The sequence below is a fragment of the Tistrella mobilis genome (assembly GCF_039634785.1).
GTDB classification, from domain to species: domain Bacteria; phylum Pseudomonadota; class Alphaproteobacteria; order Tistrellales; family Tistrellaceae; genus Tistrella; species Tistrella mobilis.
In genome coordinates this window covers 92,120-104,315 of sequence record NZ_JBBIAB010000011.1, presented here as the reverse complement: position 1 = coordinate 104,315, position 12,196 = coordinate 92,120, and the positions used below count along the sequence as shown (strand labels likewise).

The following is a 12,196-nucleotide window of genomic DNA, read 5'->3' as shown; positions in this document are numbered from 1 at the left end:
CGGCATCGGCCGGGCTCGCGGGGCGATCACGGCAAGTTTATTGGCGGGGGCGCCGGGCGGTCGTTACATCTGGGTAAGGAGCGGCCATCCCGGCCGCCCGCCGATGGACCCGCCGCCGATGACCATGTGCCGCAAACGCCCGCATCCCGAGACAGGTGGCCGCCGCCCGCTGCTGCGCTGCCTGCCGCTCGCGATCCTGGTGGCGGCACTGGCGCTGGCGCTGGCCGGCGGGCTGCATCATCAGCTGACGCTCGACGCCCTGGCCCGCCATCACGACCGGATCACCGGGCTGATCCAGACCCATCCGCTGACGGCGATCGCCGGCTTCTGCCTGGTCTATGCCGTGTCGGTCGCCATCTCGCTGCCGGGTGCCGCATTGCTGAGCCTGGCGGCGGGGGTGTTTTTCGGCGTGCCGCTGGGCCTCGCCATCGTGCTGGTGGCGGCGACCGCCGGGGCGGTGACGGTTTTTCTGGCGGCGCGCGGCGCGCTCAGGCCGCTGATGCTGCGCCATGCCGGCGCGAAGCTCTGCCGCATGGAAGCCGGGTTCCGGCGCAATGCCACCAGCTATCTGCTGTTTCTGCGGCTGATGCCGGTCTTCCCCTTCTTTCTGGTCAATGTCGCCCCGGCCCTGTTCGGCATGCGGCTTCTGCCCTATGCGGCGGTCACGCTGATCGGCATCGTGCCGGGGGCGCTGGTCTATGTGTCGCTGGGCGCGGGGCTGGGCCAGGTGATCGCCGAGGGCCGGGTGCCGGATCTGGCCGATCTGATGACCGTCGAGATCATGGCCGGGCTGTCGGGGCTTGCGGTGCTTGCCCTGCTGCCGGCTTTGGTGTCGCATGTGAAGGCTCGCCGCGCCGCACGGAGACGCCCATGACCAGCCCCGAGCGGATGCTCGACACCGACATCTGCGTGATCGGCGCCGGCGCGGCGGGGTTGAGCGTCGCCGCAGGCGCCGTGCAGATGGGCGCGCGCGTGGTGCTGGTTGAACGCGGCCGCATGGGTGGCGACTGCCTGAATGCCGGCTGCATCCCGTCCAAGGCGCTGATCGCACGGGCGCGGGCGGTGGCCGAGGCGGCGCGCTGGCCGGAACTGGGGCTTCGGGGCGCACCGCCGGTGGCCGATTTCGCCCGGGTCAAGGACGGCATCGCAGACGTCATTGCCGACATCGCCCCGCATGATTCGCCCGAACGCTTCCGCAGCCTGGGCGTCGAGGTGATCGAAGCCGATGCCCGGTTTCTGGACCGCAACCGGCTGATGGCGGGCGACCGGATCGTCACCGCCCGGCGTTTCGTGATCGCCACCGGATCCCGCCCGGCACTGCCACCGATCGAGGGGCTGGAGCGGGTGGTGGTCCATACCAACGAGACGATCTTCAGCGACCGGATGCAGCCCGAACATCTGGTGGTGCTGGGCGGCGGGCCGGTCGGGGTCGAAATGGCCCAGGCCCATCGGCGGCTGGGATCGGCGGTCACCCTCGCCACCTCGGGCAGGCTGCTGCCGACCGAGGATCCGGAGCTGGTGGCGGTGGTCCGCGACCGCCTGCTGGCCGAAGGCGTGGCGGTGCTGGAACAGGCCCGCGCCGTGGCCGCCGCCCCGAGGGCCACAGGCGACGGTGTCCGCCTCCATCTGGCAGGCCAGGGGAGCGTGCGGCAGGTGGTGGAAGGCGACCAGCTGCTGGTCGCCACCGGCCGCCGGCCGGTGACCGAGGGGCTGGATCTGGCGGCGGCGGGGGTCGAGGTCGATGCCGGCGGCATCCGGGTCGATGCGCGGCTGCGGACCAGCAATGCCCGGATCTTCGCCATCGGCGACTGCATCGGCGGCATCGACGGCGCGGCCCCGCAGCGCTTCACCCATATGGCCGGCCATCATGCCGGCATCGTGATCCGCCAGGCGCTGTTCCGCCTGCCGGCCAGGGTGGAGACCCGGGCGGTGCCGCGGGTGATCTTCACCGATCCGGAACTTGCCCGGGTCGGCCCGACCGAGGCCGAGGCACGGGCGATGCACGGCGATATCCGGGTGCTGCGCTGGCCCTTCGCCGAGGTCGACCGCGCCCGCACCGAGGGGCGCCGCGACGGCCTCGTCAAGGTTCTGGTCGGCCGCCGCGGCCGCATTCTGGGCGCCGGCATCGTGGGCGAAGGCGCGGGTGAACTGCTGCAGAGCTGGGAACTCGCGATCCGCGAGAAGCTGAAGATCGGCGCCATGGCCGGGCTGATCACGGCCTATCCCACCCGCGCCGAGGCGTCGAAACGCGCCGCCGGCCAGGCCTTCACCGAGCTGCTGTTCGGCAGCCGCAGCCGCCGTCTGGTGCGGCTGCTGCTGCGGCTGCCCTGACCGCGAGGGGGGATCCTTATGCCCGACAGCAGGCCCCGCCGCCGTTTTCGTCTGCCCTTCGTCGACAGCCTGTCGGGCCGGCTGCTGCTGCTGACCGTGATCTTCGTGATCCTGGGCGAGGTGCTGATCTATCTGCCCTCCATCGCCCGCTTCCGTCTGGTGTTCCTGGAGGCCCGGCTTGCCTCGGCCCATCTGGCGAGCCTGGCGCTGGAAGATCGCGACATGGAGGTGACGCCGGGGCTGGAAAAGGTGCTGCTCGACAATTCCATGGTGGTCGCCGTCACGCTCAGCCGCCCGGGCCGGCCCGATCTGATGCTGGGCGAACTGGCGCCGGCCGCCCGGACCGTGGATCTGCGCCAGCAGACCCCGTTCACGCTGATCCGCGATGCGCTCGATTGCCTGCTGAAAACCGAACCCCGGCTGATCCGGGTGATCGGCCCGGCGCCGATGGCGCCCGAGATGATGGTCGACGTGCTGTTTCAGGAACGCGATCTGCGCGACGAGATGCGCGCCTATTCGATCCGCATCCTGACCCTGACCATCGTGCTGTCGGCGATCGTCGCCGCGCTGCTCTATGCGGCCATCGAACGGCTGATGGTGCGGCCCATGCGCCAGATGGCGGCGGCGGTGATCGCCTTCCGCGAGGCGCCGGAAGATCCGGCCCGGATGATGCCGACCTCGGGGCGCAGCGACGAAATCGGCATCGTGCAGCGGGAACTGGCGATGATGCAGCAGAGCGTGCGCCGGGCACTGGAACAGAAAAGCCGGCTGGCGGGGCTGGGTGCGGCGGTCGCCAAGCTGAACCACGACCTGCGCAACCTGCTCTCGACCGCGCTGCTCAATGCCGACCGGATCGAGCGCGAGGCGAGCCCCGCGGTGCGCCGGCTGCTGCCGCCGATGATTACCGCGCTCGACCGGGCGATCACGCTTTGCGGCCGGTCCCTGGGCTTCGCCACCACCGAGACGCCGGCCCCCGACAGAACCCGGCTCGATCTGGCCCAGGTGGTGGAAGAGGTGCTGGCGACCGTGGAACCCGACCCGCCGGCCGCCCCCGACGACCCGCTGCTGCCGGCAGCCGATCCCGGGCCGATCGCCCGGGCCTGCGCCATACCGGCGGGCACCACGGTGCTGGCAGACCATGACCTTCTCTACCGGATCCTGGCCAATCTGGTGCGCAATGCGCTGGAGGCGATGCAGACGGCCGCGCCGCCGCCCGGCGGCCACCGGCTGGTGGTCGCCATCGGCCGCGGCAGCGGGGACGAGATCGCGATCCGGGTCGACGATACCGGGCCGGGCCTGCCGCCCAAGGCGGCCGCCCATCTCTTCGAGCCCTTCACCGGCTCAGCCCGGCCGGGCGGCACCGGGCTGGGGCTGGTGATCGCCCGCGATCTGGCCCGCGCCCATGGCGGCGATCTGACCCTGGACTCGACCGGGCCCGAGGGCACCCGCTTCACTCTGCACATGCCGGCCGGGTAACCCGGCCTTCGCCGGTCAGACGGAGGCCACCCGGATCAGCATGAAGCCGTCATGGCCCTTCACGCCCACGGTCTGCAGCACCGTCGCCTCAAGCCGCGGATCGGCCGCGACCATGCCGGTGAAGCTGCGCACGCCCTGCACCGAGGCATCGCCATCGGGATCGGTGACCCGCCCGTCGCGCACCACATTGTCGGCCAGGATCAGCGAGCCCGGCCGTACCAGCATCATCGACCAGTCGAGATAGACCGGGTTCGACGGCTTGTCGGCATCGATGAAGATCAGGTCGAAGGGCGGCTCGGACCCGTCTTCGACCGCAGCGGCAAGATCGGGCAGATGATCATGGGCCGGGCCGACGCGCAGATCGATCCGGTCCATCACCCCGGCCGCGGCAAGGTTGGCGCGCGCGACATCGGCATGATGCGGATTGAATTCCAGCGTCACCACGCGCCCCGCCGGCCCCAGCGCCCGGGCGAGATGCAGGGTGCTGTAGCCGCCGAGCGTGCCGATCTCCAGCACCCGCCGGGCGCCGATCATCTTCGCGACAATCCCCAGAAACCGGGCCTGAAGCGGCGAGACGTCGTGGGGCGGCAGGCCGGCTGCGGCATTGGCGGCAAGGGCCGCCTCTCCCGCCGGGTCCGCCGGCAGCAGGTGATCGGCAAACCAGAGGTCGACCGCCTGCCAGCGATCGGTATCGGTCCGGGTCATGAGGTCACGGGCTCCGCGGGTGGAGAGAAGATCAGGACCAGAAGGGATCGGCATCCTTCACGAAACGTTTCCAGGCGCTCACCCCCTTGCGCAGGGCCTCGTCCTGGCCGGCCGCATGGGCGCCCGCGATCATGCCGGCACCGAAGGCGAGCGCCGGCCGGGCCGACAGCTCTTCCAGCCGGGAGCGGGCGACGGCAATGTCGTTCAGCAGGCCGAGCGCATCCTGCAACGCCTTCAGCCGCTTGCCGAAGCGGGTCGCCTGCTTCTGGTCGGTGGCGAGCCCGCCGAAGAATTCGCAGGCATAGCGCAGCTTCTTGACCTGGATGCGCACCTCGTGCCGGGCCTCGGGCGCCAGCTTGCCGAGACCGCGGCCCCGGCGCAGCACCTTGCGCAGCCGCTTGTCGAGCACGCGGGCCGCAAAGGCCCCCAGCGGCTCAAGACCGGGGGCCGGAGACAGGTGGACGACCGGCGCCTCCTCTGCCTCGGGGGTGTCGGCATCACCGCCGGACATCGCCAGCCCGTCGAAGGGCTCCGGCGCCACGCCGCCATCGGGCAGCCAGTGGCCGGCCTCGATCCAGGCGCCCAGCACCAGGGGCAGCCGGGCGAATTTCGGATCGTCGAGTGCCGCGGCGACGGCATCCCAGGCCGCGCGCCGGTCGTCTTCCACCGCACCGCGCAGCGCGGCGAGCGGGCCGGCCCCCAGCAGCTTTTCCGCCCCGGTCAGGGTTTCGCCCACAAAGACATCGGCGTCGCGCGCCGGCCCCAGCACCGCCATCAGCCAGCCCAGCGCCGCCTTGACGTCGCCCGGCGTCAGCAGCGCCGGATCGACACCCGGCGCCAGCGGGTCGGCGACGGTCGCCCCGGTCGCCTCGCCGAAAATCTCCTTGAAGGTGGACAGCGCCGATTTGAGCCGCCGGACCGAGACCCGCATCTGATGCACGCCTTCGGGCAGCCCCGCCCGCACCGCAGGCTCGTTGGCGACCAGCTGGCCCAGACAGGCGCGGGCGATCGCCCGGAAGCCCTCGGCCGCGGTCATGTCGGGGTCAAGCGCGACGGGGGCGGCCTTCTCGGCCGTCACCTCGTCCGCGGCCGCGGCCCCGGCGACCAGGGCAAAGCCGCGCTCCGATTTGGGCGGCAGCAGCGGCTGCAGCCGCACCCGGTCGAGCAGGGTGAGCGCCACCAGATAGAGCCGGTCGGGCGTACCCTCCAGCAGGCGGAGTTCGATTTCGGCAACCGGCAGCCGGTGTTCCGGATCTTCGGCATCGGCGATGCTGCCCTCGTCGATCACCAGTTCGACCGCCCAGCCGGCATCGCCCAGCCGGTGCAGGCTGCGCCTGAGATCGGTGACGAAAACCGGCCTCAGCGCGGCGGCGAGATCGGCCTCGGCGCCGAGCGCGCCGAGCGGGGTGCCGGTCAACAGCCGGAGATCCGGCCGGTCGTCGGCCACCGCATCCTCGAAGGCGTCGCGCCGGATCAGGGCCGAGCCCGCCGGCGGCTCCATCGCGCATTTCACCGACTGGACATGGCGCCGGCCGATGGTGACCACCTTGGCCACCGCGCCGCGGGCGTGAAGCCGGCGGTCTTCGGTATCGAAATAGACCGCGCTCTGCGACCGGGTCACCGGTTTGGCAAGCCTGAGGTCACGCAGGGCGCGGTGCTGCCGGAGGCTTTTCAGCCCCGCGGGATCGAGGGCGAATTTCAGCCCGAGTTCGACGCGATGCATGGGGGCAGGTTTCCTGTGGGACCCGGAACGATTGGGGAGATGCGCCGGAACGGGCGCAGGCTGCGAGACCGGGCAGGGACCGCATGACACGCAAGCGATTATGCCTGCTGCCGGCCACGTCCGCCAGTGCACGCAATGGCGTCGAAGGGTCGCAGCCGGTGGCCGCAGAACGCCGGATAATGGAAAGGTACGACATAACGATGAGAATTTATTGACAAAATGTCGGGAAAACAATTTCGTCAGAGTGAGGTGTCCAATCGGACGCCGGCCAGCACCGCCAGGACGGGGCGGTGCGATGCATCCGACCGGGGCGGGTCGGGATGCCGGGTTTCATGGGAGCACCGATGACGCAACTGAGCCGAGATCACCAGCTCGACGGCCCCCTGCTCGACGTGCGCTCCCTGAGCGTCCGCTTCGGATCGAACCGGGTCGTGGACGACGTGTCCTTTGCGGTGGCGCCCGGTCAGACGCTCGCGATCGTGGGCGAAAGCGGATCGGGCAAATCGGTCACCTCGCTCGCGATCATGCGGTTGATCGACCACATGAACGGCATCATCGATCAGGGCGAGATCCGCTTCGGCCAGGGGCCGGATCCGGTCGACATCGCCCGCGTCTCTCAGGACGAGATGCGCCGGATCCGCGGCAAGGACGTCGCGATGATCTTCCAGGAGCCGATGACCTCGCTCAACCCGGTCTTCACCGTCGGCGACCAGATCGCCGAGGTGCTGATGCTGCACGAGGGGCTGCCGAAATCCCGGGCGCTGACCGCAGCACGGGAGCTGCTGGAGATGGTCCGCCTGCCGGATGCCGCCGCGATGCTGAAGCGCTATCCGCATCAGCTGTCGGGCGGCATGCGCCAGCGGGTGATGATCGCCATGGCGCTGGCCTGCCGGCCGAAACTGCTGATCGCCGACGAGCCGACCACGGCGCTCGACGTCACCATCCAGGCCCAGATCCTGTCGATCATCCGCGACCTGCAGAAGAAGCTGGGCATGGCGGTGATCTTCATCACCCACGATATGGGCGTGGTGGCCGAAATCGCCGACCGGGTGGTGGTGATGTGGCGCGGCCGCAAGGTCGAGGAAGGCCCGGTGGAGGAGATCTTCGCCCGCCCCGCCCATGCCTATACCCGGGCCCTGCTTTCGGCCGTGCCGGCGCTGGGCTCCATGACCGGCGAGCCCTTCCCCAAGCGCCTGCCGCTGACGGTGATGGATGGCGAGCAGTCGCGGGTGGTGGGCGTCGAAACCGTCCAGGACACCGCCCGGTACGACCAGGCGCCGATCCTGAGCCTGCGCGGGCTGGAGGCGCGCTTCGACGTGCGCCGCAACCTGCTTGGCCGGGTCACCCATCGGGTGCATGCGGTGGAAGGCGTCGATCTGGATCTCTGGCCGGGCGAGACCCTGTCGCTGGTGGGCGAAAGCGGGTCGGGCAAGTCGACCATCGGCCGCACCATCCAGCAGCTTCAGGACCCGACCGGCGGCGAGGTGCGTTTCGAAGGCCGGCCGATGTCGGACATGTCGGCCCATGAACGCCGCAGGCTGCGCCGTCAGGTGCAATACGTCTTCCAGGACCCCTTCGCCTCGCTCGACCCGCGCCGGACCGTCGGCTTCTCGATCGCCGAGCCGATCACCACCCATGGGCTGATCGACGGCGCGAAAGCCATCCGCAGCCGGGTCGCCGAACTGCTGGAGCGGGTGGGGTTGAAGCCGGACTTCGCCGACCGCTACCCGCATGAATTTTCGGGCGGGCAGCGCCAGCGGATCTGCATCGCCCGCGCGCTTGCCTCGAAACCCCGGCTGATCATCGCCGACGAGGCGCTTTCGGCACTGGACGTCTCGGTTCAGGCGCAGATCATCAACCTGATGATGGAATTGCAGGCCGAAGAGGGGCTGGCCTATCTGTTCATCAGCCACGACATGGCGGTGGTGGAAAAGATCAGCCATCGGGTGGCGGTGCTCTATCTGGGCCAGATCGTCGAGATCGGCTCGCGCGCCGCGGTGTTCGAACGCCCGATGCACCCCTATACCCGCAAGCTGCTCTCGGCCGTGCCGGTCGCCGATCCGACCCGACGCCCCGACCGGCCGATGCTCGACGGCGAGATCCCGAGCCCGGTGCGCCGGGTCGGCGATGCGCCCCGGATCCTCTCCCTCAAATCCGTGGCCCCCGACCACAAGGTCGCCGAAACGGCATGAACCGTGCCCGCATCAAGGGCCGGGGCCACGTCCTGACCAGCAGCCGACCCGATCTTCCCATCCGACCGGGCCGGCCCTGAGGCCAACGTCCACTCGCATTCCACGCGGAGACGACGCATGAGACATCTCCTGACCACGAAGCGCCTGCTGCTGACCGCGGCGCTGGCGGCGGCCCTGCCCTTCGGCATGGCCGCATCCGCCTCTGCCGCCGGCACCCTGACGCTGTCTTCCCCCCAGGATCCCGGCAGCTGGGACCCGATCGACACCTTCCTGGTCAACTGGTCGTCGGTTGCGACCAACGTCTATGAAGGCCTGGTCTATCGCACCCCCGACCTGAAGATCGTCCCGGCGCTCGCCACCAGCTGGGAGGTTCTGGACGAGGGCAAGCGGCTGCGCTTCAAGCTGCGCGACGGCGTCACCTTCCACAATGGCGAGCCCTTCACCGCCGAAGCGGTGAAGTTCACCTTCGACCGCCTGCTGGGCGAGGAAGGCAAGAAGGGCCCGCAGCGTTCCAACTATGCGGTCATCGACCGGGTCAACGTCATCGACGACCACACCGTCGACCTGGTGCTGAAGCAGCCCGATCCGGTGCTGATCACCAAGCTCGCCGGCTATGGCGCGATGATCGTGCCGCCGAAGTACACGGCCGAGCACGACGAGGCCTATATCAACGCCCATCCCGTCGGCACCGGCCCGTTCCGCATGACCGCCTATGACCCCAAGGTCTCAGTCACGCTGGAGCCCTTCGCCGACTATTGGGACGGCGCGCCCGCCCTCGACAAGGTCACCTACCGCTTCATCGCCGAGCCCGCGACCGCGGTTGCCGAGCTTCAGGCCGGCCGCGTCGACGTGGTGATCCCGCCGACCATCCCGATCTCGATGGTCGACACCATCAAGGCCGATGCGAACCTGAACCTGGTCAGCGTCACCAGCCCCACGGTCTATGCGCTGCGCTTCAACACCCGCGACGGCATCACCGCCGATCCGCGCGTGCGCAAGGCGATGATCATGGCGGTGGACCGCGGCACGATCATCGATGCCATCCTGGGCGGCCAGGCCAAGCAGATCGCAAGCTTCCAGTCCGAGCTGTCCTTCGGCTACGACCCGAACATGAAGCCGCTGCCCTTCGATCAGGCGAAGGCGAAAGAGCTGCTGAAGGAGGCCGGCGTGAAGCCGGGCGCCGAGGTGCAGATCGACATCCGCGGCAACGACGCCACCTTCGCCGAGGTGTCGCAGGCGGTCGCCAGCTATCTGGGCATGGTCGGCATCAACGCCACCATCAAGCCCTACGAGACCAATGTGCTGCTGAACGACATCATCCCGCAGGGCAAGACCGGCGCGATGTTCCAGCAGAAATGGGGCGGCTGGACGCTCGACTACGACAACACCGCCTATCTGATGTACCACACCGGCGAGCGCTGGAACCCCTATGACAGCGATCCCAAGCTGGATGCGCTGCTGGAGCGTCAGCGGTCGATGACCGACGCCCCGGCACGCGAGAAGGTGCTGCACGGCATCGCCGCCTATGCCGCCGACCGGGCGCTGGAAATGCCGCTGTTCAACCTGAACGAAATCTACGGCGTCTCCAAGCGGGTGAAGGGCTTCGTGGCCCCGCCGGACAACCGCATCCGCCTGACCGGCGTGACGGTGGAGTGAGGGGAGTCAGTTAGTCCCTCGCCGGGCGGGCGCTACCGCGCCCTTGGCCGCCGCCTCAATGGCGGCCTTGGTGGCCGGTTCCCGGCCACCGCCTGAACACGACTTATGCCTGGGCACTTGCCGGGCGGGCGCGCCGCGCCGGATTGTTTGGCCCTCGCCGGGCGGGTGCTACCGCGCCCTTGGCCGCCGCCTCAATGGCGGCTGGGGCGCGAAGCGCCCGGCTTTCGGGGCAGCACGGCGCCTGACGACAAGTACCATCGCGGATCTGCCGGGCCTTCGGGTCCGGCGGGTCTTTCGTCGATCCATCCTCCGGAGGCTGACCCTTGGCCGGCTTTCTCCTCAAGCGCCTGTTGCAGGCGATCTTCGTCCTCTTCGCCGTGACGCTGACGGTGTCCTTCGCGATCCGCCTGACCGGCGATCCGGCGCTGATGCTGGCGCAGGGGGCGGGCAGCGTTACCCAGGAGGATCTCGACAACATCCGCCAGGCGCTGGGCCTGAACGAGCCCTTCCTGTCGCAATATCTCGATTTCGTCACCGGCCTCGTCACCGGCGATCTGGGTCGCAGCTTCCTGGGCGGCACCTCGGTCTCGCTGCTGGTTTCCAAGGCGCTGCCGGCGACGCTGGCGCTGGCCTTCACCTCGATGATCGTCTCGATCGCGCTCTCGATCCCGCTCGGCATCCATGCCGCGGTCAATCGCGGCCGGCCGGCCGATCAGGTGATCCGCATCCTGTCGCTGACCGGCCTGTCTTTCCCGAATTTCTGGCTGGCGATCATGCTGGTGCTGGTCTTCTCGATCACGCTGCGCTGGCTGCCGCCCTCGGGCATGGACGGGATCCTGAGCTTCGTGATGCCCGCCGTCACCATGGGCATCATCCTGACCGCGACCAATGTCCGCCTGGTGCGCACCGCCATGCTGGAAACGCTCCGCGCCCAGTATGTCCAGGTCGCCCGCGCCAAGGGGTTGAGCGAGAGCAAGGTGCTCTACAAGCATGCGCTCAGGAACTGCGCCATTCCGCTGATCACCTATTTCGGCCTCCAGTTCGGCGGGCTGCTCGGCGGCATCGTGGTGATCGAGCGGGTGTTCAACTGGCCGGGCCTCGGCACGCTCGCCTTCGATGCCGTCGCCGGGCGCGACTATCCGGTGCTGCAGGCGGTGATCACCGTGCTCGCCCTGCTCATCGTCGCGATCAACCTGCTGGTCGACATCGCCTATGGCCTGATCGACCCGCGCATCCGCACCCGCTAGGAGACGAGACCCATGGCACGCGCCCGCACGCATAAAAGCGGCCCGCAGCTGGAGCTGGTCCTCGGCCTCCTGCTGGCCGGCGGCATGACCGCCGCGGTGCTGCTCTCGCCGCTGCTCTTCCCCGATGGCGGCGAGAAGATCAACCTGATGGCCCGGCTGACCCTGCCCTTCCAGGGCTGGGCCCATCCGCTCGGCACCGATCCGCTGGGCCGCGACGTGCTCGCCCGGGTGATCACCGGCGGCAAGATCTCGCTGCTGGTCGGCTTCACCTCGGTGGTGGGCGCGGTGGTGATCGGCGTGGTGATGGGCCTGGTCGCGGGCTATTACCGCGGCTTCTGGGACATGGTGGTGATGCGCTTCGCCGATGTGCAGCTGGCGCTGCCCTTCATCCTGCTCGCCATCACCTTCATCGCCATCGTCGGCGGCGGGCTCGCCAACACCATCATTCTGCTGATCGCGGCCCAATGGGTGCAGTATGCCCGCCTGGTCCGCGGCTCGGTGCTCTCTCTGGTCGATCGCGAATTCATCCATGCCGCCCGCGCGATCGGGGTGCGCGATGCGAAGATCCTGTTCATCCATCTGCTGCCCAATCTGGCGGGGCCGGTGGTGGTGCTGATGACCCTGAACGTCGCCACCAACATCCTGCTCGAAAGCTCGCTCACCTTCCTGGGCCTCGGCGTCGACCCGACCATTCCCAGTTGGGGCGGCATGCTCGCCGACGGCCGCACCTATCTGCAGAACGCCTGGTGGGTCAGCGTCTTCCCCGGCCTCGCCATCCTGCTGACCGTGCTGGGCCTGAACCTGCTGGGCGACTGGCTGCGCGACCGCCTGGACCCCACCGGCCGCACCCAGGCCTGATCAGGCCA

At 69.4% G+C, this 12,196-nt stretch carries 9 protein-coding genes; 7 read left to right on the top strand and 2 right to left on the bottom strand.

What is annotated here, in order from left to right; translation table 11 throughout:
* Positions 1-118: 118 nt before the first annotated feature.
* Genes WI697_RS16850 through WI697_RS16840 form a run of 3 tightly spaced genes read left to right on the top strand, consistent with a single transcriptional unit; the run spans position 119 to position 3,807 of the window.
* Positions 119-874, top strand: coding sequence for a VTT domain-containing protein (locus WI697_RS16850; protein ID WP_197465147.1), 756 nt, complete (start codon positions 119-121; stop codon positions 872-874).
* A complete protein-coding gene (locus tag WI697_RS16845) occupies positions 871-2,331 on the top strand; it encodes a dihydrolipoyl dehydrogenase family protein (protein WP_345959244.1) in 1,461 nt (486 codons plus the stop codon). The genes WI697_RS16850 and WI697_RS16845 overlap by 4 nt, the downstream gene beginning before the upstream one ends.
* A gap of 18 nt (positions 2,332-2,349) precedes the next feature.
* Complete coding sequence (locus tag WI697_RS16840; protein ID WP_345959243.1) at positions 2,350-3,807, top strand: sensor histidine kinase; 1,458 nt, start codon at positions 2,350-2,352, stop codon at positions 3,805-3,807.
* Positions 3,808-3,822: 15 nt separating this feature from the next.
* Here WI697_RS16840 and WI697_RS16835 read toward each other — a convergent pair whose 3' ends face one another.
* Together WI697_RS16835 and WI697_RS16830 are read right to left on the bottom strand one after the other, a co-directional pair.
* The gene (locus tag WI697_RS16835; protein ID WP_345959242.1) at positions 3,823-4,512 is read right to left on the bottom strand and encodes an O-methyltransferase; all 690 of its coding nucleotides are present in this window, start codon (positions 4,510-4,512) and stop codon (positions 3,823-3,825) included.
* Between the two features lie 31 nt (positions 4,513-4,543).
* Positions 4,544-6,235, bottom strand: coding sequence for a CYTH and CHAD domain-containing protein (locus WI697_RS16830; RefSeq protein WP_345959241.1), 1,692 nt, complete (start codon positions 6,233-6,235; stop codon positions 4,544-4,546).
* Positions 6,236-6,579: 344 nt separating this feature from the next.
* Between WI697_RS16830 and WI697_RS16825 the strand changes: the two genes are divergently transcribed.
* The 4 genes from WI697_RS16825 to WI697_RS16810 all read left to right on the top strand — a co-directional run bounded on the left by WI697_RS16825 (position 6,580) and on the right by WI697_RS16810 (position 12,188).
* Positions 6,580-8,427, top strand: coding sequence for an ABC transporter ATP-binding protein (locus WI697_RS16825; protein WP_345959240.1), 1,848 nt, complete (start codon positions 6,580-6,582; stop codon positions 8,425-8,427).
* A 117-nt stretch (positions 8,428-8,544) separates the two neighbouring features.
* Positions 8,545-10,083, top strand: coding sequence for an ABC transporter substrate-binding protein (locus tag WI697_RS16820; protein WP_345959239.1), 1,539 nt, complete (start codon positions 8,545-8,547; stop codon positions 10,081-10,083).
* Positions 10,084-10,406: 323 nt separating this feature from the next.
* Complete coding sequence (locus tag WI697_RS16815) at positions 10,407-11,330, top strand: ABC transporter permease (protein ID WP_345959238.1); 924 nt, start codon at positions 10,407-10,409, stop codon at positions 11,328-11,330.
* A 12-nt stretch (positions 11,331-11,342) separates the two neighbouring features.
* Positions 11,343-12,188 (top strand): ABC transporter permease, encoded by an 846-nt coding sequence (locus WI697_RS16810; protein WP_062761187.1) that lies wholly within the window; start codon positions 11,343-11,345, stop codon positions 12,186-12,188.
* The last annotated feature ends 8 nt before the right edge of the window (positions 12,189-12,196 follow it).